This is a genomic window from Romboutsia sp. (assembly GCF_035470145.1).
Classification (GTDB): Bacteria; Bacillota; Clostridia; order Peptostreptococcales; family Peptostreptococcaceae; genus Romboutsia_D.
The window spans coordinates 20,196-46,673 of the sequence record NZ_DATIRC010000245.1; the positions used below are offsets into that span (position 1 = coordinate 20,196).

Sequence of the window (26,478 nt, forward strand, 5' to 3'; positions counted from 1 at the left end):
GGTGATTTGATGGAAGAAAATAAAAAAGTCGATAGATTATCTATAATGAAAAAGATTATATTAGCAGCTTTTATAGTAATTTTATCGAAGGTAATATATATGACAACGTTTAAGCATGAACATTATACTCAATTAGCTGAGAATAAAACTTACAAGGAACTTCCTATAAAGGCTCCTAGAGGAGAAATCAAAGATAGATATGGAAGACTAATAGCCGGAAATAAAAATTTATTTACGGTTCAAGTATCTGGAGATGAAATTAACAAAAAAAACTCTAATGGAGAATCTATAGCAAATGAAATATGCTTAAAGCTTATAAATCTTTTAGAAGATAATAAAGAAGAGTATATAGATGAATTTCCTATATACCTTGAAAATGGGAAGTATTATTATACATTTGATAAAAATATAAGAGAATATAAAAGTAAATCTGAAAATAATATTCCTCAAGATTTAAATGCAAAAGAAAGTTTTTATTTTATTGTTGATAAAGCTATAATAGATGGAAAACTTACACAAGAAGATAGAAAACTAGAACCTAGCAAGCTTCAAAAAAAATTAAATGAAAATGCGATTTATCCTCCAATACTTGTAAGCAAGTGGATGTTTACGGAAGAAAAAAATAAGAAAGATTGGTTAGAAAGCTATAAAATAAAAAATTCTAACATAAGTGCAAAAAATGCTTTTAAAGAAATTAGAAACAGTAAAAATTATCAAATTAATAAAAAGTTAAGTGACAAAGATGCAAGAAAAATACTTATTGTAAGAGACCTTATAAAATCACAAGGATATTCGGGATACAAACCAGTAACAATAGCTAAAGACATTAATCAAAAAACAATAGCTCAAATAGAAGAAAGTGCTATTGAATTACCGGGGATTTCAGTAGCTGTTGAACCAGTAAGAGATTATCCAGAAGCAAATTTAGCATCACATATAGTTGGATATGTAGGAAAAATGTCATCAAGTGACGAGAACTATTATTTAACTGATGATTTAAATAAAGAAGAAGACAAAGAATACTATGAAGGTGATAAAAAATACTATAAAGGCGATACTGTAGGGAAAACAGGAATAGAAGAAAGTTTTGAAGAACAATTAAAAGGTGTTGATGGATATAAAAAAGTTCAAGTAGACGCTTTAGGTAGAGTTACTAAAGAATTAGAAGTTTCAGAACCTAAATCTGGAGATACTGTATATCTTAGTATAGACAAAGACTTACAAGCAACGGCAGAAGATGTATTAAAAAGGACTATAGATGCTGCTAGAACAGGAGGAACTTTCCAAAGTCCATTTGGTAATAAGAACTTCTCAACACCAGCACCAAATGCAAAGTCAGGAGCTTTAATAGCTATAGATGTAAAAACTGGAGATGTTTTAGCTATGGCAAGTTATCCTGATTATGATCCAAATAAGCTTGTAAATGGTATATCATATGACGATTACAAAAAATATTTTAAACGTGAAAATGAAAATGATGTGTTATCACCAAGTGCTCAGGTGAACTTAGCTACACAAGGGGTTTTCCAACCAGGCTCTACATTTAAAATGGTAACAGGAATGGCGGCAATAGATAATGGGTTAGATCCTAATTATGCAATAAATGATACTGGTGTAATTAAATTAGGTTCAAGACCTTTTGCAGATTATATATGGCATAAATCTAGAGGCAATCACGGATATACTAATTTATATAAAGCAATCCAAGAATCATGCAATATATATTTCTATACAATAGGAAGTGGTAAAAATTGGATAGGTGGTAAGGATCCACAAGTGAAAATTGGACCAAATGATATATTAGAATATGCTAAAAAGTTTGGATTGGATGATTATACAGGACTAAATGAAGAAATATATGAAAGAGAAGGTAAAGTTCCAAGTATACAAGCAAAATTAGAATCAGCAAAAGCTTTATTAAGGAGATTTCTTGATAAAGAGATGGCTAATGCTTTTACTGATATAACAAAGAAAAAAGATAAAGGTAAGTATGAAGCTAGAATAGAAGAGATTATTAAATGGGCGGAAGAAGATAAAACAGTTAATAGAGTTGAAGCTATGAACAGATTAGCTAAACTAAATGTTAAAGAAGATAAAATAGAATACTTTGCTGATAAAATAGTATTTGATCATTTAAAATTTGCTAAATGGAGTACTGCAGATACATTTAACTTAGCAATAGGACAAGGTGAAAATCAATATACACCAGCACAAATAGCAAGGTATACAGCTGCTATTGCTAATGGTGGTGATTTGGTCGAACTATCAGCTGTAGATAAAGTAATATCAAGTGATTACGCATCAGTAACGATTGATGAAAATAAAAAAGAAAAAATAGAATTTAATGATAGTGAAAATTTAAAACATTTAACTGAAGGTATGAAAAGAGTTACAACTCAAAGTTCGGCTAAAAGTTTATTCGTTAATTTGCCGGTTAGTGTAGCGGGAAAAACTGGTACGGCAGAAAAAAGTGGTAAAATACCTACTGAAAATGAATATGAATATTTGATAAATCATATGGCATCATATGGGGTATCTACTGAAGAAGCGATTAAACTTTCTAAAAAAATGAAACTAGAAAGAGAAAAGGAATTATCAAAAGAAAGAGAATTAGAAATAAAAGAAGAATTAAAAAATAAAGAATTAAAAGAAGAAGAAATAAACAAATTAGAAGAAGAATTAAAAGATGGTGTACATGTAAAATTAGAGAATGTAGATAGAGTTAATGTGGCTTACTTAAGAAAAGCGATAAAAGAATTAAACCCTAAAATTAATGATGAAAAGATAGATCAGTATAAGGAAAGTTATGGAGCATTTGCATGGAGTGTAGGATTTGCGCCAGCAGATGATCCTGAAATTGCAGTAGTAGCTATGATACCACAAGGTGAAAGTAGTAGCTATGCAATGCTAATGGTTAGAGAAGTTATGGGTAATTACTTTGGATTAGGTGAAGATAGAGTAAAATCAGAAGAAAGTAAAGTTAAAGATGATTCTGATAAATTTAAAAATAAAGATATAAATTTTGTATCACAAATGAAAAAATAAGAGGAATTAAGGTTTTTTTGCAGAATATATAAAATGATATATCACTCTGGAGGTTGTTATGTCTTTGAAAGATTTTGATGTCAAAGAACTAGTTGAGTTCAAAGGTAGTAAAAGAGGGATAATAGTAAATATTAAAAGAGTTGCGTCTTTTGATGAGATAAAGCAAGGTATAGTAGATAGGCTAGAATCATCTGTAGGTTTTTTTAATGGTGCTAAAATTTGTGCAATTAATTGTGATTGTTTAAGTGATATACAAATTATAGAGATAAAAGACGATATTTTATCCAGGTTTGATGTAGAGTTTGTTGAAGCGTATGAAAGGAAAGAAGATTGTAATTTTCAAACTAAATATGTTAATAATCTTAGATCAGGAGAAAATATTGAATTTGATGGTGATATAATTGTAATGGCAGATATGAAATCAGGTTCACAAGTAAGCTCCACTTCAAATGTAGTTGTTATGGGAAATGTAGATCCTGGTGCAAGGATTGTAGCTAATGGGAATGTTATTGTAATGGGAAGTGTAAAAGGATTTATACATGCAGGATCAATAGGTAATGAAAATGCATATGTTGTTGCTAATAATCTTAATGCAAAAGTATTGCAAATAGCAGAAAATATAGCAGAAGCTCCAGATGATGAAAATTATGAAGAAGAAAAACTAGTTAGCCCAGAGATAGCCTTGGTAAGTGATGGTACAATAGTGATAGAAAGTTATTTACCAAAAATAATAAAATAATAAGGATAAATCCATAGGGGGTAGTAATATGAGCGAAGTTATAGTTATAACATCTGGTAAAGGTGGAGTTGGAAAAACTACTACCGCAGCAAACTTAGGAACTGCTCTAAGCTTGGAAAACAAGAAAACAGTTATAGTAGATGCAGATATCGGACTTAGAAACTTAGATGTAGTTATGGGTCTTGAGAATAGGATTGTTTATGATATTGTAGATGTTGTTGAGGGAACATGCAGATTAAAACAAGCATTAATAAAAGATAAAAGATTTGATAATCTATATTTACTACCAGCTGCTCAGACAAGAGACAAAAATGCAGTGTCAGTAGATCAAATGTCTGAGTTATGTGACAAACTTAGAGAAACATTTGATTATGTACTAATAGATTGTCCAGCAGGTATTGAACAAGGATTTAAGAATGCTATAGCTGGAGCAAATAGAGCGATAGTAGTAACAAATCCAGAAGTATCTGCTGTAAGAGATGCAGATAGAATTATAGGTTTATTAGAAGCACATGAAATTAAAGATATTCAACTAGTTATAAACCGAATAAGACAAGATATGATAAGACGTGGAGATATGATGGATAAACAAGATATCATAGAAATTTTAGCAATAAAATTATTAGGATTAGTTCCTGATGATGAAAGTATAATAGTATCTACAAATAAGGGAGAGCCAGCAATTTTAGATTCCAAGTCTAGTGCAGGACAATCATACAAAAATATTGCTCAAAGAATATTAGGTAATGATGTACCTTTAATAGAAGTAGAAACTGATAATAATATCTTTAGTAAAATTAAGAAAATGTTTGGTATGGCCAAGTAGTAAGGGGGGATATATCCGTGTTAGATTTATTTAAAGTTTTTTCTAACGAACCTAAGGCTAGTAAATCTGTTGCAAAAGAAAGATTAAAATTAGTTTTAGTGCATGATAGGGTGGATTGTTCTCCACAACTTTTAGATATGATAAAAACAGATATTCTTAAAGTCATAGCAAATTATGCAGAAATAGAAGAAGAAGGTCTTGAAATTAAAATGTCTAAGGCAAGAGGGAATGAAGATGATATGCCAGTATCTGCGTTAGTTGCGAATATACCGCTAAAACATATAAGAGGTAGAAGTATATAAATATATTTTAAGGGGGAATAAAATCCCCCTTTATTTTCATTAATAAAGAAAATGATTTTATATTCATAAAGTTAGGAAGATGGTGAGCTCATGATAGAATATAAATCTACCATTAAATTAATAAAGCGATTAGATTGGAAACTTATAATTACAGTCCTTGCTATATTTTGTTTTGGATTGGTAGTATTAAGTAGTGCTACCCATGTACAAGATACAGGGAACTATGGACAAATATATAAACAAAGTTTAGCTTTTGGATTAGGAATGGTTATGATATTAGGAATACTTTTGTTTGACTATAATTTTTTAGGAAAACATTACAAAGCATTATATATAATTAGTTTGATATTATTAGCTATAATTTTAATTCCAGGAATTGGAGCGGAAAGAGGAGGAGCTAGATCATGGCTAAATTTAGGGCCACTAGATTTTCAAACCTCGGAGCTAGTTAAATTAACATTTATATTAAGTTATGCGAAAATAGTAGAATATAGAAAAGGCAAGTTAAATACTATAAAGGAAATAGTACCTGTGATTGTATATGCGGTTCCTTTTTTAGGTTTATTATTTGCTCAACCAGATTTAGGCACAGCTATAGTATTCAGCTGTATAATAGTAGGTATGTTATTTACAGCTGGGCTAGATATAAAGTTAATAAAAAGAGGAGTAGTAGTTATACTAGTATCATTACCTCTTATATATCTGGTTATGGCACCTCATCAAAAAGATAGAATAGAAGCTTTTTTAAATCCAGAAGATCCTACATTAAAAGGTAATTATCAAGTAATGCAGTCTATGATTGCCATAGGTTCAGGAGGCGTAACTGGAAAAGGTCTATATAATGGAACTCAAAATCAAGAAGGTTTTTTACCAGTTCAAGAAAGTGATTTTATATTTGCAGTTATAGGAGAAGAGTTAGGAGCTATAGGAATGATAATTGTAATAAGTTTGTATGCTCTATTTTTAACTAGAATGATTGTAATATCTCGGGAAGCAAAAGATTTTTATGGTACACTTATTGTAATTGGAGTTATGAGTATGTTTGCTTACCAAATTATCCAAAATATAGGTATGACGATGGCGTTAATTCCTGTAACTGGTGTAACACTACCATTTATAAGTTATGGAGGTAGTTCATTGCTAACATCTTTAGCAAATTTAGGATTAGTTTTAAATGTATGTATGAGAAGAAAGAAAATAAACTTTTAATAAATTTGGAGGACATATGAATATTGCATTAATAGCACATGATGAAATGAAGAACACAATGATTGGCTTTTGTATAGGATATGAAGCTATATTAAAAAAATATGGAATATATGCAACTGGAACTACAGGCAAAAAGATTATGGATGCAACTGATTTGAAAATAAATAGACTCGCATCAGGTCCGCTTGGAGGTGACCAACAAATTGGTTCATTGATAGTATCTCAAGATATAGATTTAGTAATTTTTTTAAGAGACCCACTTACATCTCAAGCTCATGAACCAGATATACAAGCATTAATTAGATTATGTGATGTTTATCATGTTCCTGTAGCTACCAATTTAGCTTCAGCGGAGATATTTGTAAAGGCGTTAGATAGAGGAGAACTTTCTTGGAGAGAAGTTAGAAAAACTGAAAGTCAAAGAACTTAAATTATAAAATTAAAAAAATAGAGTATTATGTTAAAAAACATAATACTCTATTTTTATAGTAAGGGAAACTATCATATTATTTAATTAACTTACCGTATTCAACACCGAAATTAAAACATTCATTTAAAGTATCTTGACTTGGAAAAAATTTCTTCTTAATTGTCTCAACAGGCATTTTAAATGACATTGATTTTAATAAATTTTCAGCCATAGTTATACCTTCTCCACTCCAACCATATGAACCGAACACTCCTGCAAATTTACCTTGATTAGCCATAGGATCTATTGTAGAAAATAAGTCCCACATAGGTTTAACCATAGTTCTGTTTATAGTTGGAGATCCTAATAATATAACTTTTGACATTACGACAGCATCATGCATTTCTTTTAAATTCATAGTTTCTAAATCATATAAAGTAACTTTAGCTCCTTCAGAAACTAGTCCTTCTTCTATTTTTTTACCCATTTCTAGTGTATTAGTATAAGCGGATAAGTAGAATATAGCCACTTGATTTTGGTTAGTAGTATTTATAACTTCCGTTGACCAATCTAAATATCTTTTAACGGCTGCCATAGGATCTTTAGTAAGTATTGGACCGTGAGAAGTTAAAATTGTATCGAAATCTATCTTTAAGTCAACCACCTTATTTATAGCATTTAACACATGCTTAGCAAAAGGCTTCACTATACAATCATAGTAGTGTTTAGTTGATTTTAAGTAATCTTCATTTTCTACAGCATCAGCATCAATATTAGCAAAATGACATCCGAAAGCATCACAAGTAAATAAAGTCTTATCTTCCTCAATATAAGTAAACATTGTATCTGCCCAGTGTAAGAATGGAGCAGTTATAAATTTAATATTTCTTTTGCCTATATTTAAAGTTTCGCCATCTTTTATAACATGACACTTAAATGGTTTATTTATCTGTTCACTTAAGTACATCTTGGCTGCATTCGTACAGAAAACTTCTATATTAGGATTTAAATCTAAAAGATACTTTAAGCTACCAGCATGATCAGGTTCCGTATGATGAATTACAACATAATCTATATCAGCTATATCAGTAACTTCTGATACATTTTTCAAAAAGTCTTCTTTAAAGTTTGGTTTTACAGTATCAAACAAAACTGTCTTTTCATCTTTTATTATATAACAGTTATAAGTAGTTCCAAACTCTGTTTCCATTATTATATCAAATACTTTTAAATCTTTGTCTACAACACCTGTAAAATAAATATCTTTCTTTATTTCAAATACATTACTCATTATAAATCCTCCTAAAAATAACATTATATTAAGATTATACCCACATAGTATGTACTCAAACAAAATAATTTAATGTAGGATAAAAACTATGATTATAAATATAATATAACACACTTTTAATAAAAAAATGTTAGAAATATAACTTTAAAATAGATTGTTACAGTATAAATAAAAACATAAATTTTAAAATCTACTTTTCACGGTAGCTTTTAAAATAAAATTTAATATTATTTACTATAATAAGGAAACAAATTGGAAAAACTATATTTAAATAGTTAATAATATTTTGATACATAATATCATATCGTGTATAATAATATCTATGTCTAGAAAATAATAAACTTATTGGAGGTTTTAAGATACATGAACAAGGTAGACTTAAAAAGAATTTTAAAGAAGGTTGAAAAGCCTGCTAGGTATCTTGGAAACGAGATTAACTCAGTACATAAAGATACATCAAATGAAAGCCTAATAAGATATGCTCAATGTTTCCCGGATTTATATGAAGTTGGGATGAGTCACTTAGGAAGTCATATATTATATGATGTAATAAATAAAGATGAAGACGTATTTTGTGAAAGAGTATATTCTCCAGCGGTTGATATGGAAAATATAATGAGAGAAAAAAATATACCTTTATTTGCATTAGAGTCAAGACAACCAATAACTAATTTTGACTTTGTAACATTTACGCTTCAATATGAACTTTCTTATACTAATATATTAAATATATTAGATTTAGCTAATATACCGCTACTAAGAGAAGAACGAAAGTTAGAAGATCCATTCATATTAGTTGGTGGACCTTGTGCATACAATGCTGAGCCTCTAGCTGATTTTGTTGATATAGTAATATTAGGAGAAGGTGAAGAAGTAAACTTAGAAGTTGTAAATGCTTATAAAGAATGGAAGAAAAATAAAACTACTAGAGAAGATTTCTTATATAACATATCTTCAATAGAAGGTGTTTATATACCAAGTTTCTATGATGTTGAATATAATGAAGATAATACAATAAAATCAGTACTTCCAAATAGAGAAGGAATACCAGCTAATCCTCATAAGAGAATAATAAAAGATATGGAAACAGTATCATATCCTGAAAAACTAATAGTACCATTTATTGATACTGTGCATAATAGAATAGTTTTAGAGTTATTCAGAGGATGTACAAGAGGATGTAGATTCTGTCAAGCTGGTATGATATATAGACCGATAAGAGAAAAAAGTGTAGAAAGACTTAAAGAAGTATTAGCAAACATGGTTAAAAATACAGGGTATGATGAAATATCATTATCATCTTTAAGTACAAGTGATTATAGCCAATTAGAAGAACTTACAGATTATTTAGTAAATGAATATGCCTCTAGAAACATAGGAATATCACTTCCATCACTAAGACTTGATAACTTCTCTATGGAAATAGCAGAAAAAATTCAACAAGTGAGAAAATCAGGACTTACTTTTGCTCCAGAAGCAGGAACTCAAAGATTAAGAGATGTTATAAACAAAGGTGTAAGTGAAGAAGACTTAGAAAATGCAACAAGAAAAGCATTTGAAATGGGCTGGAATAGTGTTAAATTATACTTCATGATAGGTCTTCCGACAGAAACATATGATGACTTAGATGGTATAGCTAAACTTGCTTATGATGTTATAGATACCTATAGACAAGTTCATGGTGGGAAATTAAAGAGAAGCTTTGGGGTTACAGTAAGTACATCTACATTTGTACCAAAGCCATTTACACCATTCCAATGGCATGGCCAAGATAGTACAGAAACAGTTATAGAAAAACAAAGACATTTAGTTAGGAAACTTAAAAATAATAATATAAAGTACAATTATCATGATTCTAAGACTAGCTTAATGGAAGCCGTAGTAGCTAGAGGAGATAGAAGAATTGGTAAAGCTATATATGATGCATTTAAAGCAGGAGCAAAATTCGATGGATGGTCTGAACACTTTAATTTAGATACATGGAAAGAAGCTATGGAAAAAAATAACCTTTCTATAGAATTCTATGCAAATAGAGAAAGAGAATATGAAGAAGTATTCCCTTGGGATCATATAGATGTAGGAGTAACTAAGAAATTCTTAGTTAGAGAAAACGAAAAAGCAAGACAAGATGTAATTACTCCTGACTGTAGACATAAGTGTAATGCATGTGGTATAAATGCGCATGATATCGGAAGGGGGATGTGTTAATTATGAGTAAAATAATAAGAACTAAGTTCAATAAAGAAGGAGATATGATATACATATCACATCTTGATTTACAACAATTGTTACAAAGAGCATTTAGAAGAGCTGAGATAGAGTTGGTTCATTCTCAAGGGTTTAACCCTCACCCGAAGATAAGTTATGGAAATGCCTTAGCTTTAGGGACGGAAAGTCAAGGAGAGTATGTAGACGTTGAAATAGAAGATGATTTAAGTGTAGAAGAATACTTAAGTAGAATGAATGAACAATTACCAAAAGGTATAGAATTCATAAAAGCTATGGAAATAACTAAGCAAACTCCATCGTTAGCATCAACTATAGAATATGGAGAATATATATTTACTATAGAACTTGAAAAGATTTTAAGTAAAGAGTTTATAAAATCTAAAATATTAGAATTTATGAGTCAAGAAGAAATAATGATAACTAAGAAAAATAAAAAAGGAAAAATAGTAGAATCTAATATAAGACCAATGATAAAACAGTTTGATGTATTAGACTTAAGTGACAAGATTATAACTTTAGAAGCTATGATTGCTACAGGATCTAAAGCAAACTTAAACAATTCTGTGTTTATTCCTAAAATATTAGAAATGTTAGAATTGGAAATAGACCCATTAGATGTAGATATATTAAGAAGAGATTTATATGTAGTAGAAGATGGACGATTAGTATCTCCTATGTAGATAAAAAGGTGGGTAAAACCACCTTTTTTTATATAGTAAGATATTTTATTTAGATATATATTGTTTATGCAAGGAGCAAATTTATGAAAAAAATAATAATAGAATCACTAGTAGCATCTCAGAAGACTGCTATACTTGAAGACGATAAATTAAGTGAAATATTTATAGAAGATAATAAAAAAGAAAAAAAAGTATCTAACATATATAGAGGCATAGTAAAAAAAGTACTTCCTGGAATAGATGCTTGCTTTGTAGATGTTGGTTCTGAAAAATTAGCATATCTTCAATTAAAAAAAGACAATATTATAAAGTCTGGACAAGAAATTTTAGTACAGATAAATAAAGAAGAGGTAGGAACTAAAGGGGCTAAGTTGAATCTTGAAATAAGTCTAGCTGGAAGGTATTTAGTTTATATACCGTCAAATGACAGGACAACTATATCAAATAAAATCACTGAAGAAAAAGAAAGATTTAGATTAAAGAAAATTGCTAAATCTATAAATAAAGAAAATTTAGGGTTAATCATAAGAACAGAAGCCGTAGGGTGTAGTAAAGAAGAATTAGAAGCGGATATAGAAGAATTAAAGAAACAATATGAAAATATTTTGAAAGAATATAAATTAGGGATGGGCCCTAAACTTTTATATAAAGGTTTAGACGTTGCAACTAAATATGTAAAAGATAATGTAAATGAATATGTAGAAAAAATAATAACTAACGATAGTGTGAAATATGAAGAATTAAAAAGCATATTAAAATCTATAAACAAAGAATATGTAGAAAAACTAGCATTAGAAGAAGATAAAGATGTGTTTGATTTATATAGAGTTAATAATCAAATAGAAAAATGTTTAAATAAAAAGGTATGGCTAAAAAGTGGAGGATATTTAATAATAGAAAAAACAGAAGCTCTTACAGTTGTAGATGTTAACACAGGAAAGTTTACAGGAAGTTTAAAGCTAGGAGAAACAGTGTATCAAACCAATATAGAAGCAGCAGTAGAAATTGCAAAGCAATTAAAGCTTAGAGATATTGGTGGAATAGTTATAATAGACTTTATAGATATGCATAAAGGTAAACATAAGGAAGTACTTTTAAAAACACTAGAAGAAGAATTGCAAAAAGATAAAAGAAAATCTGAAGTTTTAGGTATGACTAGGTTAGGGCTAGTAGAAGTAGCAAGAAGAAGGGAAAAAGATTCTATAGATAAGTATTACTTAGATGAATGTATTGAATGCGAAGGTAAGGCTTATACAAAATCAGTTAATTATTTAATAGATACTATAGAAAAAGAAGTTATTAGGATTAGTCAACATACATCATACAATGATATTACTATTCAATTAAATGATAATTTATATAATGTAATAAATAAAAAATTTATGGACATAATTGAAAAAATTAGCAGAAAATATGATATAATAATAATGTTAGAGAATAGCAGTAAATTAAATTACGAAAAAATAAATATAATTTATAATACTTAGTTGACAAATCGACAACAAAGTAGTAATATTAATAACTGTAATGCCGCACAGAAGAGGTTGAAACTTCCTAGGGGAAGTACCTACATGGCGAGTTTAAGACCGAGGAGGTGTATTTAATGTACGCTATAGTTAAAACAGGTGGAAAGCAATATAAAGTTGCTGAAGGTGATGTATTATTCGTTGAAAAGTTAGAAGCTAACGCAGGTGATGTTGTTACTTTAAACGAAGTATTAGCTTGCACTAAAGATGGAGAGTTAGTAGTTGGAGCTCCTGTTGTTGAAGGTGCTTCTGTTCAAGCAAAAGTTGTTGAACAAGGTAAAGCTAAGAAAATAGTAGTTTTCAAGTATAAAGCTAAGAAAGACTACAGAAGAAAGCAAGGACATCGTCAACCATACACTAAGATAGTTATCGAAAAGATAAACGCTTAATTGTTGGTTTAAGTAATGATAAAAGTTAAATATTATTATGATGATGACTTTTCACTAAAAGGATTTTGTTTAAAGGGTCATGCTGATTTCGCTGAAATAGGTTATGATATAGTATGTTCTGCAGTTACATCTAATGCTATTGCAGTTATAAATTCTTTAGACAAATTAGTGAAGGTTGAATTTGATAAAGTAATAGGAAAAGAAGGTCATATAGAGTGTATTGTCAAAGATGATTACTTAAAAGATTCTCAGCTATTATTAAACCATTTTCAATTATCTATTGAAGGAATTAAACGGGAATATCCCAAAAATATAAAAATCTTAAAAAAGTAGGGGGTGACTCCATATGTTAAACATGAACTTACAGTTACTTGCATCTAAGAAAGGGGTAGGATCTTCTAAAAACGGTAGAGATTCTATAGCTAAGAGATTAGGTGTTAAGAGATTCGACGGACAAGTAGTAACTGCTGGTAGTATAATAGTAAGACAAAGAGGTACTAAGATACATCCAGGAACTAACGTAGGTAAAGGTGGCGATGACACTTTATTTGCATTAGTTGACGGTGCTGTTAAATTCGAAAGAAAAGATAAGAAAAGAAAGAAAGTAAGTGTATATCCAGTATCAATAGCTGAGTAATATGCCAAAAAGGAGTGTTAATACACTCCTTTTTCTTGTAAATAGATATTTATAGAATTATATATGTTTGTTTTGGTAAAAATAAATAAAAAAGTTATAATCAAGTAGGTGATTAATGTGTTTATAGATAAAGCAAGGATTTTCGTTAAAGCCGGAAATGGTGGGAATGGTGCAGTAGGATTTAGAAAAGAAAAGTACGTTCCAGCCGGTGGTCCAGATGGTGGAGACGGAGGAAATGGTGCTAGTGTTATATTTGAAGTTGATTTAGGTCTTAGAACATTAATGGATTTTAAATACCAAAGAAAATATTTAGCAGAACCAGGTGGAGACGGAACAAAAGGAAAAAGAGCAGGTAAAAATGGAGATGATTTAACTCTTAAAGTTCCTGCAGGAACAATAATAAGAGATGAAGCGACAGGTCTTATTTTAGCTGACTTAAAAGAAGAAGGCGATAGAGCGGTAATTGCAAGAGGAGGTAGGGGTGGAAAAGGAAACCAACACTTCGCAAACGCAGTAAGGCAAGCTCCAGCTTTCGCAAAATCAGGTACGGATGGACAAGAAAGATGGATAACTTTAGAGCTTAAGATGATAGCAGATGTAGGTCTTTTAGGATTCCCTAATGTAGGTAAATCTACATTCTTATCAGTTGTTACTAAAGCTAAGCCAAAGATAGCTAATTATCACTTTACAACTTTAACTCCTAATTTAGGGGTCGTTCAAACGAAGTTTGGAGATAGTTTTGTATTAGCTGATATACCAGGTCTTATAGAAGGTGCTGCTGAAGGTGTAGGATTAGGTCATGATTTCTTAAGACATGTTGAAAGAACTAAAGTATTAATACATATAGTAGATATATCTGGACTAGAAGGTAGAGATGCGTTAGAAGATTTTGATAAAATAAATGATGAACTTAAAATGTATAATGAAAAATTATCTTCAAGACCACAAGTAGTAGTAGCTAATAAGATAGATATATTAGAAGATGAAAGTATATTTGAAGAATTTAAAAACGAGTTAGAAGGTAGAGGTTATAAAGTATTTAAAATGTCTGCAGCTACTCGTCAAGGCATAGATGATGTAATAGCATATGTCTCTCAATTATTAAATGAAGTTGAAGATATAGAGTTAGTTACAGAAGAAGAAATGTATAAACCAGAATTAGATGTACAAGAAGACGAAGCATTAACGATAGAAATAGAAGATGGAGTATATGTTGTTAAAGGTAAAGCACTTAGAAGAATTATGTACTCTGTTAACTTTGACGATATGGAATCACTTCAATTCTTCCAAAAAGCTATGGAAGGTCAAGGTGTATTTGACAGACTTAGAGAAATGGGAATTGAAGATGGAGACACTGTTAGAATTTACGAATTAGAATTCGAATTCTACAACTAGAATAAAAGAGGTGGAAATATGTTAAAAGGAAAACAAAGAGCATACTTAAGATCAATAGCAAATACTTTAAAGCCTGTTACTCAAATAGGTAAAGAAGGTGTAACAGAAAGTTTCTTAGAGCAACTTGATGATATGTTAAGAACTAGAGAAATAGTTAAAGTAACAATACTAGAAAATGCAGGACTTGACACTAAAGAAACTGCAAATGCAGTATGTGAAGCTTTAAGAGCTGAATTTGTTCAGGCTATAGGATTTAAGTTTACTGTATATAAAAAGAATTTAGAAGAGCCTAAAATAGTGTTCCCAGGACATGAACAAGCTAAGGCTAAGGTTAAAGCTGAAGATGTTACTAAAAAAGGGAAACCAACAAAAAGAGCATCAAGAAGATAGTTCAAATAAAGCATCTGTTTTTACAGATGCTTTTTATTTTTTACTTAAAATAATTAAATGAAATTACAAAAATTGTAATGAAATGTATTATGATGTGAATTTTCATATAAAAAATATGTTAATAGGATAATTAGAAATGGGTATATATAATATTAATGAAAACATAAACTTAATATATGAGTGTGACTATTTTAGGAGGATTAAAGATGAGAGTTATAATAGTAGGGGCAGTTGCGGCGGGTATGAGTGCAGCCGCAAAATTAAAAAGAATGCAACCAGAGTATGAAGTTGTGGTTTATGAAAAAACTGAGGTAGTATCATTTGGAGCATGTGGATTACCATATTTTGTTGGTGGTTTCTTTGATGATGCAAATAATATGATAGCAAGAAGTCCAGAAGAATTTAGAGAAACTGGAATTGATTTAAATATATTTCATGAGGTTGTTAATGTTGATGTAATTAATAAAAAGGTTACAGTTAAAAATATAGAAACTGGAGTAGAGTTTGAAGATTTTTATGATAAATTAATGATAGCAACGGGAGCAAGTAGCATAATACCTCCTATAAAAAACGTTCAATTACAAAATGTTTCTACATTAAAGAGTATGGCAGATGGAATAAAGATAAAAGAATTATTAAATAAAGAAGAAAACAAGAATATAATTATAATAGGTGCTGGGTTTATAGGGTTAGAAGCAGTGGAAGCAGCTAAGCAATTAGGGAAAAATGTAACTGTATTCCAAGCAAGTGATAGAATACTAGAACAAGTTTTTGATAAAGAGATAACAGATATTTTAGAAGACGAAATAATAAGACATGATGTAGACTTAAGGTTAGAAGAACTTGTTTCTGAATTAGTTGGAGAAACTAAGGTAGAAAAAGTTATAACTAATAAAGGAGAAATTGATGCAGATGTAGTTATAATAGCTACTGGAGTTAGACCAGCTACAGCATTCTTGAAAGATAGTGGTATAGAAATGTTACCAAATGGTGCAATAGTAGTTGATGAGTTTGGTAGAACTTCTATAGAAGATATATACGCAGCAGGAGACTGTGCAACTATAAAAAATATAGTTAGTGGTAAAGATACTTATGTACCATTAGCAACGGGAGCTAATAAATTAGGAAGAATAGTTGGGGAAAACTTAGCAGGAACTAACAGTACATTCCAAGGTTCATTAGGTTCGAGTTGTTTAAAGGTTATGAACATGGAAGCTGGTTCAACTGGTCTTACAGAAGGTCAAGCTCAAAAACTAGGACTAGATTTTAAAGTTAAATTTATATCTGATTTTAACCAAACTAACTACTATCCTGGTAGAGATAAGATATATGTAAAGATTGTTTATGATACAAATACAAAGGTAATATTAGGGGGACAAGTGGCTGGATTTAAAGATGCAGTTCAAAGAACTAACGTAATAGCTACAGCTATATTTGGAAAGTTAACAACTAGTCAATTAGGTATGTTAGATTTATGTTATGCACCACCATTTGCTAGAACGTGGGATATATTAAATGTAGCAGGAAATGTATGTAAATAATAAACAAAACTTATTATAATCAACTATGCTAAAATGTAATTCTTACAAAATATTTAAAAGAGTATAGTTTCTATGACACTCATACAATTGAGTGTCATAGAAAATTTAAAAAAGTTTAGTATAGAACAATACTTGGCTCTATTACATAATGAAATTAATCGTTTATTAAGTTAATCTTTAAAATTTAAATTAAGTTCTAACTGATCATATCCAATTATTGTGTTTTGAAAAATAGTAGTAGCATTGTCTATATACTTATACGGATCTTCAAGAGAAGGACTAAAGTGAGTTAAAAGTAGTTTTTTAACATTACCTAATCTTGCTAAATTTGCAGCTTCTCTAAAAGTCATATGATTATTTTTAACAGCCTTAGAAATATCCATATCATCACCATACATAGCCTCGCAAACAAATAAATCACTATCTTTTATAAATTCAGGTATTGAAAATATAGGCCTAGTATCTGTTACGAAACTAATTTTAATACCTTTTCTATCATCTCCTAAAACCATCTCTGGTTTGTATTCAAATCCATCCATTGTAATACTTTTTCCTGATTGAAGTTTTTGCCATAAAATAGTAGGCACATTATTTAAAGTAGCTTTATCTTTATTAAACTTCGGGCATCTTTTAAAATATAAGCTGTAGCCTAAGCATTCTGTTGAATGTTCTAGCTCAATAGTTGAAATCTCTATATCTTTTAAATACTCATGGCACAAAGAGAAGGATCCATGAGGATTTTCAATGACATTTATATTGTATGGCAAGTATTCAACTAATACTCTAACGGCATTCATATGTTCTTTTATTCCATATGGACCTATTATAGTTAAATCTTCAGTTCTAGAACTATTTGCAATAGTGGATAAAAGTCCAATAAGTCCATTAAAATGATCCCCATGAAGGTGAGTTATACATATTAAGTCTATATTTTTAAAACCACAATTTTTCATTTTCATAGAAATTTGAGTTCCTTCACCGCAATCTATAAGTATTTTTCTACCTCTATAATTTATAAATAAAGAAGATAAAAATCTATTAGGCATTGGCATATTACCACCAGATCCAAGTAAAACTAAATCTATCATAAAATTCTCCTTATATTTTAGTAGTTAATATAGTATTTGTATTTTGAAATATATTTATTATTATTGTATCATTTAATATAGCGTACTATTAAATAATGAAAATAAAATTGATTAAAATAAATAAGTAAATATGAAAAGACATAGAGGCTTAACAAGAATAGAAAATAAATGATTTTTTATAAAAAATCAACGTTATAAGAATTAAAACTATAAATAAATAGAATATGTTATAATTTTAAATGTATTTACTAAGAAAAAATATTTACAGGGAGAATTTTAATGAAAAAAAGCAGAAGATATTTAGTGTCATTGATGATTACAATAGTGATTATAACACAGATATTTACTATTTATGCACAAGAAGCTACTAATGGAGAATCGGCACAACCAATAATAGTTGACTCTAAAATAGAAAAAGAAGAAGATAACAATGAAAATACAAAAGATGAAAGTGATAAAACGGAAATAACAATATTTCATACAAATGATATACATGGTAGATATGTGCAAGAGGGCAATAAAATTCAAATAGGAAATATAGCTACTTTAAAAAAAAATGTACCAAATTCGATGTTAGTAGATGCAGGAGATAACTTACATGGACTACCATTCGTTAACTTAAACAAAGGTATGGATGCGGTTACTTTGATGAAATTTGCAGGATATGATTATATGGTTCCTGGAAATCATGACTTTAATTATGGATATGAAAGGTTATTAGAATTAGCATCTATAGCAAGCAAAGATAATGGTTTTGAAATAATAGCATCAAATATATCAAAACAAGGGAGCAATATATTAAAAGAAAATGATATAAAATATATAAATGGAGTTAAAGTAGGAATTTTTGGCCTATCAACTCCAGAGACTACATATAAAACTAATCCTAAGAATGTTATAGGATTAGACTTTGAAAATCCTATAGAAAGTTCTAAAAAGCAAGTAAAATCTTTAAAAGGTCAAGGTGCAGACGTTATAATAGCACTTTCTCATATTGGTATGGATGAATCGATCAACCCAACAACTATAGATATAGCAAAACAAGTTGAAGGCATAGATGTAATAATAGATGGCAATAGTCATACTGTATTAGATGAAGGAAAAATAGTAGGCAATACATTAATAGTTAGTGCCGGAGAATACCTTAATAATATAGGGGAAGTAAAAATAACTATAGATAATAATGAAAAAACTATAGTAAACAAAAGTGCAAGGTTAATCGGCAAAGAAGAAGCATTATCATATGAATCAGATGAAATTATTGATGCAAAGATTAATGAGATAAAGGAAGCTCAAAAGCTAATGTTATCCAAAGTAGTAGGGAAAACTACTACGATATTAGATGGAGATAGCCAAAATGTAAGAACTGGTGAAACTAACTTGGGTAATTTAATAAACGATGCAATATTATATGAAACAAATGCTGATATAGCTATAAATGCTGGTGGGAATATAAGAAAGACTATACCTAAAGGAGATATAACAAAAGGAGATATAATAGATGTTCTTCCTTTGAGTAATATAACAGTAACAAAGACTCTTACAGGGTCGCAAATAAAGCAAGTATTAGAACATGGTATAAAAGACTATCCAGCCCCCAGTGGAGGATTTCCACATGTAGCAGGAATATCATATTCATTTGATCCTGAGCAAAGTGCAGGATCAAGAATAGTTAGTATAATAAAAGATGATAAACCGTTAGATATGAATAAAAAATATGTAGTAGCAACCAATTATTTTCTATCAGAAGGAGGAGATGACTTCCCTTGTTTTGATGATGTACCTATTATAAATGAATTTGGAGGATTAGAAGAATCTCTTGAAAGGTTCATAACAAAATTAGGAATAGTTTCATATGAAAAAGAAGGAAGAATAACTATTGAAGCTATGCCAAACCAAGATTCAGTAAATGCTGTTATAGAAATGATAGATAAGCTACCAGAAGAAATAACTATAAAAGATAAACCTCAAGTAGCAGAGATTGTAGATGCTTATGAAAGACTTACAGAAAAAGAAAAAGAATTAGTAACTAACTTAGAAAAACTAATTAAAGCAGAAGAAAAATTAAAAGAACTCGAAAATATAAAACCAGATAAAGATATAAGTAAGTCTGATGATAATAAACCAGACAGTGGAAATGAAAATTCAATAAAACCACCCCAAACAGGGGATGTAGAATTAGCTGTATTACTATTTGGATTAGTATCTTCAAGTATAGGATTATACAATTTTAATAAAAATTAATAATACAGGAGAAAGGGAGAAAATATAAAGTTACCTCTATTTTGAATTTCCTAAAAAATAGTATTTTGGTGTTTTATGTAATAATAGTATTTATTTATGATTTTCTAAATTAGATGATATATAGTTTATATTTTCGGCGGTTAATTTAATTGAATAAAAAAATTTCAAAGTATAAAATAATATAAGATAATTAAATTAGCGAATAGATAAGAGGATAAAAGATGGATATTAAAGTTAAAGAAAATATAATTAAAATTATATTATGGAAAGAAGTTTTTGCTATACCTACATATACAGTACTATTTAATCACTTTAAGCTTGAGTTTTGGGTATTATTTATAATTGATAGACTTATAGTGCTAGCTATGATTGCAAAATCTATAAATATAGAGAAATTAATAGAATACATTTTCGAAAATAATAATAGTGAACTAATCAAGTTAGCTATATTTTCAGTTATATGTAGTATCGTATTATACATTATAACCTTTATAAAAAATAAACCCTTATTTTACATACTTATAGTATCGGAAATGGCAGATTATATAGTAACAAAAATTTTGGATAGATGAAAATAAAAATCTTATCGTGTTTAGTTCCCTTAATTAAAATCATATTATAGTTATAGGATTAGGTGTTAAAGAATATATTAGAGTAAAAAAGAGATTATTGTTTAATAATCTCTTAAAATTTACTTTATGATATCTTGTTTATATAGTTGAATAACATTGTATAATCCTATCGCTAAACTAACTGCACCTATAATTAATCTTTTAATTTCACCCAAAATAAAGCCTCCTATTTAGTAATAATATGCATATTATACATTATACTCATCTATATTTAAAAGCTTATTTAATACTCTTTTTATAATATCGTAATTAAATCCTTTATAAGCAAGATGTTGAGAAATTTTTTGATATATTTTTCTTTTATCTTCATTTTTTACTCTATCGTATCTTTTTTTTGCTAAATATAAAGCATTTTCAAATTCAACATCATTATCTATATCAGCAATAGCTTCATTAATAGATTGTTTATCAATACCTTTATTATATAGATTTTGTTTAATTCTATTTTTACCACATTTATTTAAATTAATATTAGTATTGACTATTTTCTGAGCTAGTAAATCATCATCAATAAATTTATTTTTCTTAAGAAATTCTATGACAGTATCTATTGTATCTTCTTCAAAGTCCGAAGATAATTTTTCTCGTATCTTTTTCTCTGATTGGTCAGCTTTAGATAAAATATTCAAAGCTTTATTTTTTGCTTTGGTGTACATTTCCTCTTTTAAAATATGTTTTAAATTTTCCTCTTCTATAGTCATACCCTTTTTTAGATTAAATGCATATACTAACTCAGTAAATATAGCAATGAAAAATTCATCATTTACATAAATGTTAACTCTGTCACTATTTTTCTTTTGTACTTCGATTTTAGTAATTATAGCCATGAAAAATCTCCTTTATGTTGTGTATAACTATAAGTATATACCAAAAAATAATTTATAACCTTTAATATTATGAAAATAATGATACAATAATAATATAATTGCTATAAAGGAGAAGAAAAATGAGTATTGACAATCTGATTAAGGAAGCAGAGATAAAAAATACTGTTAAATTAGAATATTTTAAAAAAACCAATAAAAAAATCAAAATAGGCATAATGGGAGGAACTTTTGATCCTATACATTATGCACATTTAGCTACTGCTGAGTTTATTAAGGATAAATATAAACTAGATAAAATTATTTTTATACCATCAGGAAATCCACCACATAAACAAAGTAACATAACTAATAAATATGATAGATACAAAATGGTGACTATTGCAACTATGAATAATGATGATTTTTTAGTTTTAGATTTAGAAATAAAAAGAAACGAAAAAACATATACAATAGATACACTAAGATATCTTAAACAAGCATATAAAAATATAGATATACATTTTATAACGGGTGCAGACGCTATATGTGAAATTGAAACGTGGAAAGATGTAAGTGAAAATTTTAAACTAGCAACATTTATAGCTGCTACTAGGCCAGGAATAAGTTTACTAAGAGCTCAAGAAAAAATCGAAAACTTAATAAAAAAATATAGTGCAAATATTATAAGTGTTTATGTTCCTTCATTAGATATTTCATCTACATATATAAGAGACCAATTAAAAGAAAATAAATCTGTAAGGTATTTAGTTCCTGAAGATGTTGAAAAGTATATATATAATAATGGATTATATAAAGATGGAGATGAATAAATGAATTTAGAGAATATTAATAATAGAGTAAAAGAAATGTTACCAGAAAGAAGATTTAAACACTCATTAAACGTAGCAAATTGTGCTATGAAGCTGAGTGAAATTTATAATTATAGTAAAGAGAAAGCATATTTAGCAGGAATTGTACACGATTGTGCAAAGTATTTAAGTAATGAAGAAGTAGAGTACTATGTAAATAAATATAAAATTGAATTAGATGAATTAGAAAAAGGAAATTTAGCATTGTCGCATAGTGTAATAGGTTCATACATTGCAAAATATGAATTAAACATAGATGATGAAGATATAATTAATGCAGTTAAATACCATACTACAGGTAAACAAAATATGAATTTATTAGAAAAAATAATTTATATAGCAGATTTGATAGAAGAAGATAGAGATTTTCCAAGTGTAAATTTATTGAGAGAATTAACTTATAGTGGCAATTTAGATGAAGCTTTATTAACATCTTTTAATAATACGATAAAATTTGTTATTCATAATGGACAACTGATACATCCAAGAACTGTAGAAGCTAGAAATTATCTTATGCAAGAAAAATCATTATAAGGTAATAATAATATTAAAAAATAAAATACCATGGTGTATAAATATATATTTATGGTATAATATTTAAATGTGTTTAAAATTAGGAAAGTGAGGAAATAATATGACAGTAGAACAAATGACAAAAGTTATATACGATGCAATAGATGATAAATTAGGACAAGATATATCTATAATAAACATAGGTGCGGTTTCAAGTTTATGTGATTACTTTGTTATAGCTACAGCTTCTTCTCAAAGACAAGTAAAAGCTATAGCTGATAACGTAGAAGATGAATTAACTAAACTTGGAATAGAGCCAAGAGGAAAAGAAGGATATGATTCTCAAGTTTGGGTACTTCTTGATTATGGTGATGTTATGGTTCATGTATTTAATGAAGAAAATAGAGGATTCTATAACTTAGAAAAGTTATGGAAAGATGCTCCATATATTGATGTTGACACGCTATCATAAAGATGATAATATAAATTATTATAGTTAGAAAATTTAAAAATATTAAATAGACTAGAGTAGTAAAAGAATATATTTTTTCAGAGAACTAGTGGTGGTGAAAACTAGTAAAATATACCTTTGAACTTGCTAGGTAATATCTATTTAGCCGTAGTTGGCATAAAAACTATCTAAGAGAGTCTAGAAATAGGCTAATTAGGGTGGTACCGCGAAGATAATCCTCGTCCCTAAACATTATGTTTAGTGATTGAGGATTTTTTTATATTCTAAGGTATTATAACTTATTTGGTTTGTGGATAAGTTTTAATACTAACTGCTAAGCTTGAAATAGTTCGCCAACATGTTGCTTAAGCAGCGAACCTGGTTTATAGGTCATTGGCGGCATGAGCGAAGTAAATTTTTTATTAAAATAACTAATTATATAAGGAGGAAATTTGAATGAGCGTTTATAAACCAAATGAAGTTGAAGCTAAATGGCAAAAAACTTGGGTAGAAAATGAACAGTATAAGACAAATACAGAGGATTCATCAAAGCCAAGTTACTACACACTAGAAATGTTACCTTATCCATCAGGGAAAATACATATGGGACATGTTAGAAATTATTCTATAGGTGATGTTATAGCTAGATTTAAGAAAATGGAAGGATTTAATGTTCTTCATCCAATGGGATGGGATTCATTTGGTCTTCCAGCTGAAAATGCAGCTATAAAGCATGGAATACATCCGCATAAGTGGACTATGGAAAACATAGAAGATATGAAGGGTCAATTAAAGTTATTAGGACTTAGCTATGATTGGGATAGAGAAGTTGCAACTTCAACTCCAGAATACTATAAGTTTACTCAAGAAATATTTTTAAAATTCTTAGAACATGGATTAGCATATAAGAAGAAATCTTTTGTTAACTGGTGCCCTTCTTGTGAAACAGTTCTTGCTAATGAGCAAGTGGTACAAGGTGAATGTGAAAGATGTGACTCAGTAGTTGTTAAGAAAGACTTAGAACAATGGTATTTTAAAACGACTCATTTTGCAGAAGAACTATTAAATGACTTAGATACTTTAGATGGATGGCCAGACAAGGTTAAAACAATGCAAAGAAACTGGATAGGAAAGAGTACTGGAGCAGAAATAACTTTCGATATAGATGGAAGTGATAAATCTGTAACAGTATTTACAACTAGACCAGACACTACATATGGAGTTACTTATATGGTACTTGCTCCAGAGCATGAATTAGTTAAAGAATTAGTAGCTGGAACAGAATATGAAGAAGCAGTAGACGCTTTTGTTGCTAAAATGTATACTATGACTGAAATTGAAAGAACTTCTACAGATACTGAAAAAGAAGGTATGTTTATAGGAAAATATGTTATAAATCCATTAAACGGAAACAAAGTACCTTTATGGATAGCAAACTATGTACTTGCTGACTATGGTACTGGTGCAGTTATGGCAGTACCAGCTCATGATGAACGAGATAATGAATTCGCTACTAAGTACGATTTAAATATAGTTGAAGTTATAGATGAAGACAATAAAATGGTAAATTCAGGAGAGTTTGATGGATTAGATGCTTCTGAAGGATTTGAATCAATAGTTGGAAAGATAGAAGAAATGGGCAGAGGAAAGAAAACTATCAACTATAGATTAAGAGACTGGTTACTTTCTAGACAAAGATACTGGGGATGTCCTATACCTGTAGTTTATTGTGAAGAATGTGGTGTAGTTCCAGAAAAGCAAGAAAATCTACCAGTATTGTTACCAACTGATATAGAGTTCACTGGAAAAGGAGAATCTCCACTTACTACTTCTAAGGAATTCATGACAACTGAATGTCCTTGTTGTGGTAAGTCGGCTAGAAGAGAAGTTGATACAATGGATACATTTGTTGATTCTTCTTGGTATTTCTTAAGATATATAGATCCTAAAAATACTACTGAGCCATTTGGAAAAGACGTAGCTAATAAGTGGATGCCAGTAGACCAGTATATAGGTGGAGTAGAACACGCTATAATGCACTTACTTTATGCTAGATTCTTTGTTAAGGCATTTAATGAAATGGGAATGATAGACTTTAATGAACCATTCAAAAACTTACTTACTCAAGGTATGGTACTTAAAGAAGGTGCTAAAATGAGTAAATCTAAAGGAAATGTTGTATCTCCTCTTGAAATAATAGATGAATATGGAGCAGATACTGCTAGATTATTCGTATTATTTGCAGCACCACCAGAAAGAGACTTAGATTGGTCGGAACAAGGTGTTGAAGGATGTTTTAGATTCTTAAATAGAGTTTATAGATTAGTAGATGAATTAGTTGACGTAGCTAAATCTAACATAGAAATGGGAGACGTAACTAAAGACGATAAGGCTATGAGATATACTATACATGCAACTCTTAAGAAAGTTACAGAAGACTTAAGTGAAAAGTTTGGATTTAATACTGCTATATCTGCATTAATGGAATTAATAAATGAAATGTATAAGTACAAAGAGTTAGATAATAGAAATGAAGCGGTTATAAAAGAAGGTATAGAAACTATAATAACTATACTTGCACCATTTGCCCCTCATATTGGTGAAGAGTTATGGACTATGATAGGTAAAGAAGGCAGTATATTTGATATATCTTGGCCAAAATACGATGAAACTGCATTAGTTAAAGATGAAGTTGAAATAGTGGTTCAAGTAAATGGAAAAGTTAGAGGAAAATTAAGTGTTGCTACAAATATTTCAAGAGAAGAAATGGAAAAGATAGCAATGGAAGATAATAAGATAAAAGCACTAGTTGAAGGAAAAACTGTAGTTAAAGTAGTTGCAGTTCCTAAAAAATTAGTTAATATAGTTGTTAAGTAAGTAAAAATTATAAATGATTTATATTTTTAGAATTATTGAAAAGGGAGATAGCCTAGGCTATCTCCCTTTTCAATATGAGTTAATAGACTTTTTAAATATGAATAATTTACATGATACTCTAAGAAAATTTACAAAATATGAAAAAATAGTACAAATTTTAAAAAATAAAATGTATATTAAAATAATATAAGAATATATTAAAATTATAAATTAGACTTAATAGTGTATAAAAATATATAAGATAAGGGAAAAATGATATATAATCTTAAAAAATAAAATATAATAAAAAAATATTTAATAAATTAAACAAATTTTACTAATTATAGAATTTATTTAGAAAAATAAAAAGATTATGAAATAGCGATTTCCTGTTGATTTTTGTAAAAAAAA

The 26,478-nt window shown here is 28.9% G+C and carries 24 protein-coding genes and 1 other annotated feature; of the genes, 21 read left to right on the forward strand and 3 right to left on the reverse strand.

Annotated elements, in window-relative coordinates; translation table 11 throughout:
- The first annotated feature begins 9 nt into the window (after window positions 1–9).
- From VLM92_RS10520 to mgsA, 6 genes are all read left to right on the forward strand, one after another.
- Entirely contained in the window at window positions 10–3,045 is a 3,036-nt protein-coding gene (locus VLM92_RS10520) for a penicillin-binding transpeptidase domain-containing protein (RefSeq protein ID WP_325276297.1), read from the forward strand.
- 58 nt (window positions 3,046–3,103) lie between these two features.
- Window positions 3,104–3,784: a septum site-determining protein MinC gene (locus tag VLM92_RS10525; protein ID WP_325276298.1), complete on the forward strand. Its 681-nt coding sequence runs from the start codon at window positions 3,104–3,106 to the stop codon at window positions 3,782–3,784.
- Window positions 3,785–3,812: 28 nt separating this feature from the next.
- A complete protein-coding gene (minD, locus tag VLM92_RS10530) occupies window positions 3,813–4,610 on the forward strand; it encodes a septum site-determining protein MinD (protein ID WP_325276299.1) in 798 nt (265 codons plus the stop codon).
- A gap of 17 nt (window positions 4,611–4,627) precedes the next feature.
- Window positions 4,628–4,912 carry a cell division topological specificity factor MinE gene (minE, locus tag VLM92_RS10535; RefSeq protein ID WP_325276300.1) on the forward strand — a complete coding sequence of 95 codons (285 nt, stop codon included), beginning with the start codon at window positions 4,628–4,630 and terminating at the stop codon, window positions 4,910–4,912.
- A 90-nt stretch (window positions 4,913–5,002) separates the two neighbouring features.
- Window positions 5,003–6,121 (forward strand): rod shape-determining protein RodA, encoded by a 1,119-nt coding sequence (gene rodA / locus VLM92_RS10540; protein WP_325276301.1) that lies wholly within the window; start codon window positions 5,003–5,005, stop codon window positions 6,119–6,121.
- A 16-nt stretch (window positions 6,122–6,137) separates the two neighbouring features.
- Window positions 6,138–6,551: a methylglyoxal synthase gene (mgsA, locus tag VLM92_RS10545; protein WP_325276302.1), complete on the forward strand. Its 414-nt coding sequence runs from the start codon at window positions 6,138–6,140 to the stop codon at window positions 6,549–6,551.
- 76 nt (window positions 6,552–6,627) lie between these two features.
- On the opposite strand, the gene VLM92_RS10550 is transcribed toward mgsA, so the two are convergent.
- Window positions 6,628–7,821, reverse strand: coding sequence for an FprA family A-type flavoprotein (locus VLM92_RS10550; protein ID WP_325276303.1), 1,194 nt, complete (start codon window positions 7,819–7,821; stop codon window positions 6,628–6,630).
- A gap of 363 nt (window positions 7,822–8,184) precedes the next feature.
- Here VLM92_RS10550 and VLM92_RS10555 point away from each other — a divergent pair, with 363 nt between their 5' ends.
- The 9 genes from VLM92_RS10555 to VLM92_RS10595 all read left to right on the forward strand — a co-directional run bounded on the left by VLM92_RS10555 (window position 8,185) and on the right by VLM92_RS10595 (window position 16,608).
- Window positions 8,185–10,029 (forward strand): TIGR03960 family B12-binding radical SAM protein, encoded by a 1,845-nt coding sequence (locus VLM92_RS10555; RefSeq protein WP_325276304.1) that lies wholly within the window; start codon window positions 8,185–8,187, stop codon window positions 10,027–10,029.
- A 2-nt stretch (window positions 10,030–10,031) separates the two neighbouring features.
- A complete protein-coding gene (locus VLM92_RS10560) occupies window positions 10,032–10,730 on the forward strand; it encodes a TIGR03936 family radical SAM-associated protein (RefSeq protein WP_325276305.1) in 699 nt (232 codons plus the stop codon).
- Between the two features lie 83 nt (window positions 10,731–10,813).
- Window positions 10,814–12,217: an Rne/Rng family ribonuclease gene (locus tag VLM92_RS10565; RefSeq protein WP_325276306.1), complete on the forward strand. Its 1,404-nt coding sequence runs from the start codon at window positions 10,814–10,816 to the stop codon at window positions 12,215–12,217.
- 116 nt (window positions 12,218–12,333) lie between these two features.
- Window positions 12,334–12,645, forward strand: coding sequence for a 50S ribosomal protein L21 (gene rplU / locus VLM92_RS10570; RefSeq protein ID WP_325276307.1), 312 nt, complete (start codon window positions 12,334–12,336; stop codon window positions 12,643–12,645).
- Between the two features lie 15 nt (window positions 12,646–12,660).
- Window positions 12,661–12,978, forward strand: a complete 318-nt coding sequence (locus VLM92_RS10575; protein ID WP_325276308.1) for a ribosomal-processing cysteine protease Prp — start codon at window positions 12,661–12,663, stop codon at window positions 12,976–12,978.
- A gap of 13 nt (window positions 12,979–12,991) precedes the next feature.
- Window positions 12,992–13,282 carry a 50S ribosomal protein L27 gene (rpmA, locus tag VLM92_RS10580; RefSeq protein ID WP_325276309.1) on the forward strand — a complete coding sequence of 97 codons (291 nt, stop codon included), beginning with the start codon at window positions 12,992–12,994 and terminating at the stop codon, window positions 13,280–13,282.
- A gap of 117 nt (window positions 13,283–13,399) precedes the next feature.
- Window positions 13,400–14,677, forward strand: a complete 1,278-nt coding sequence (gene obgE, locus VLM92_RS10585) for a GTPase ObgE (RefSeq protein WP_325276310.1) — start codon at window positions 13,400–13,402, stop codon at window positions 14,675–14,677.
- A gap of 18 nt (window positions 14,678–14,695) precedes the next feature.
- Window positions 14,696–15,067, forward strand: a complete 372-nt coding sequence (locus VLM92_RS10590) for a YhbY family RNA-binding protein (protein WP_325276311.1) — start codon at window positions 14,696–14,698, stop codon at window positions 15,065–15,067.
- Between the two features lie 206 nt (window positions 15,068–15,273).
- A complete protein-coding gene (locus tag VLM92_RS10595; RefSeq protein WP_325276312.1) occupies window positions 15,274–16,608 on the forward strand; it encodes a CoA-disulfide reductase in 1,335 nt (444 codons plus the stop codon).
- 170 nt (window positions 16,609–16,778) lie between these two features.
- On the opposite strand, the gene VLM92_RS10600 is transcribed toward VLM92_RS10595, so the two are convergent.
- A complete protein-coding gene (locus tag VLM92_RS10600) occupies window positions 16,779–17,696 on the reverse strand; it encodes a ribonuclease Z (RefSeq protein WP_325276313.1) in 918 nt (305 codons plus the stop codon).
- A gap of 279 nt (window positions 17,697–17,975) precedes the next feature.
- Between VLM92_RS10600 and VLM92_RS10605 the strand changes: the two genes are divergently transcribed.
- Complete coding sequence (locus VLM92_RS10605) at window positions 17,976–19,940, forward strand: bifunctional metallophosphatase/5'-nucleotidase (protein ID WP_325276314.1); 1,965 nt, start codon at window positions 17,976–17,978, stop codon at window positions 19,938–19,940.
- A 221-nt stretch (window positions 19,941–20,161) separates the two neighbouring features.
- Window positions 20,162–20,512 (forward strand): hypothetical protein, encoded by a 351-nt coding sequence (locus VLM92_RS10610; protein ID WP_325276315.1) that lies wholly within the window; start codon window positions 20,162–20,164, stop codon window positions 20,510–20,512.
- A 248-nt stretch (window positions 20,513–20,760) separates the two neighbouring features.
- Here VLM92_RS10610 and recX read toward each other — a convergent pair whose 3' ends face one another.
- Window positions 20,761–21,399 (reverse strand): recombination regulator RecX, encoded by a 639-nt coding sequence (gene recX / locus VLM92_RS10615; RefSeq protein WP_325276316.1) that lies wholly within the window; start codon window positions 21,397–21,399, stop codon window positions 20,761–20,763.
- A 119-nt stretch (window positions 21,400–21,518) separates the two neighbouring features.
- Here recX and nadD point away from each other — a divergent pair, with 119 nt between their 5' ends.
- The 4 genes from nadD (at window position 21,519) to leuS (ending at window position 26,088) form a co-directional block, all read left to right on the forward strand.
- Window positions 21,519–22,208, forward strand: coding sequence for a nicotinate-nucleotide adenylyltransferase (gene nadD / locus VLM92_RS10620; RefSeq protein ID WP_325276317.1), 690 nt, complete (start codon window positions 21,519–21,521; stop codon window positions 22,206–22,208).
- Entirely contained in the window at window positions 22,209–22,781 is a 573-nt protein-coding gene (yqeK, locus tag VLM92_RS10625) for a bis(5'-nucleosyl)-tetraphosphatase (symmetrical) YqeK (RefSeq protein WP_325276318.1), read from the forward strand.
- 100 nt (window positions 22,782–22,881) lie between these two features.
- The gene (gene rsfS / locus VLM92_RS10630; protein WP_325276319.1) at window positions 22,882–23,232 is read left to right on the forward strand and encodes a ribosome silencing factor; all 351 of its coding nucleotides are present in this window, start codon (window positions 22,882–22,884) and stop codon (window positions 23,230–23,232) included.
- Window positions 23,233–23,265: 33 nt separating this feature from the next.
- Window positions 23,266–23,461, forward strand: a binding site (T-box leader).
- A 206-nt stretch (window positions 23,462–23,667) separates the two neighbouring features.
- Window positions 23,668–26,088, forward strand: a complete 2,421-nt coding sequence (gene leuS, locus VLM92_RS10635) for a leucine--tRNA ligase (RefSeq protein WP_325276320.1) — start codon at window positions 23,668–23,670, stop codon at window positions 26,086–26,088.
- Window positions 26,089–26,478 lie beyond the last annotated feature (390 nt).

Coding starts and splice junctions, on each gene's coding strand:
- VLM92_RS10520 (WP_325276297.1), top strand. CDS start 10: ATGGAAGAAAATAAAAAAGTCGATAGATTATCTATAATGAAAAAGATT.
- VLM92_RS10525 (WP_325276298.1), top strand. CDS start 3,104: ATGTCTTTGAAAGATTTTGATGTCAAAGAACTAGTTGAGTTCAAAGGT.
- minD (WP_325276299.1), top strand. CDS start 3,813: ATGAGCGAAGTTATAGTTATAACATCTGGTAAAGGTGGAGTTGGAAAA.
- rodA (WP_325276301.1), top strand. CDS start 5,003: ATGATAGAATATAAATCTACCATTAAATTAATAAAGCGATTAGATTGG.
- mgsA (WP_325276302.1), top strand. CDS start 6,138: ATGAATATTGCATTAATAGCACATGATGAAATGAAGAACACAATGATT.
- VLM92_RS10550 (WP_325276303.1), bottom strand. CDS start 7,821: ATGAGTAATGTATTTGAAATAAAGAAAGATATTTATTTTACAGGTGTT.
- VLM92_RS10555 (WP_325276304.1), top strand. CDS start 8,185: ATGAACAAGGTAGACTTAAAAAGAATTTTAAAGAAGGTTGAAAAGCCT.
- VLM92_RS10560 (WP_325276305.1), top strand. CDS start 10,032: ATGAGTAAAATAATAAGAACTAAGTTCAATAAAGAAGGAGATATGATA.
- VLM92_RS10565 (WP_325276306.1), top strand. CDS start 10,814: ATGAAAAAAATAATAATAGAATCACTAGTAGCATCTCAGAAGACTGCT.
- rplU (WP_325276307.1), top strand. CDS start 12,334: ATGTACGCTATAGTTAAAACAGGTGGAAAGCAATATAAAGTTGCTGAA.
- VLM92_RS10575 (WP_325276308.1), top strand. CDS start 12,661: ATGATAAAAGTTAAATATTATTATGATGATGACTTTTCACTAAAAGGA.
- rpmA (WP_325276309.1), top strand. CDS start 12,992: ATGTTAAACATGAACTTACAGTTACTTGCATCTAAGAAAGGGGTAGGA.
- VLM92_RS10590 (WP_325276311.1), top strand. CDS start 14,696: ATGTTAAAAGGAAAACAAAGAGCATACTTAAGATCAATAGCAAATACT.
- VLM92_RS10595 (WP_325276312.1), top strand. CDS start 15,274: ATGAGAGTTATAATAGTAGGGGCAGTTGCGGCGGGTATGAGTGCAGCC.
- VLM92_RS10600 (WP_325276313.1), bottom strand. CDS start 17,696: ATGATAGATTTAGTTTTACTTGGATCTGGTGGTAATATGCCAATGCCT.
- VLM92_RS10605 (WP_325276314.1), top strand. CDS start 17,976: ATGAAAAAAAGCAGAAGATATTTAGTGTCATTGATGATTACAATAGTG.
- VLM92_RS10610 (WP_325276315.1), top strand. CDS start 20,162: ATGGATATTAAAGTTAAAGAAAATATAATTAAAATTATATTATGGAAA.
- recX (WP_325276316.1), bottom strand. CDS start 21,399: ATGGCTATAATTACTAAAATCGAAGTACAAAAGAAAAATAGTGACAGA.
- nadD (WP_325276317.1), top strand. CDS start 21,519: ATGAGTATTGACAATCTGATTAAGGAAGCAGAGATAAAAAATACTGTT.
- yqeK (WP_325276318.1), top strand. CDS start 22,209: ATGAATTTAGAGAATATTAATAATAGAGTAAAAGAAATGTTACCAGAA.
- rsfS (WP_325276319.1), top strand. CDS start 22,882: ATGACAGTAGAACAAATGACAAAAGTTATATACGATGCAATAGATGAT.
- leuS (WP_325276320.1), top strand. CDS start 23,668: ATGAGCGTTTATAAACCAAATGAAGTTGAAGCTAAATGGCAAAAAACT.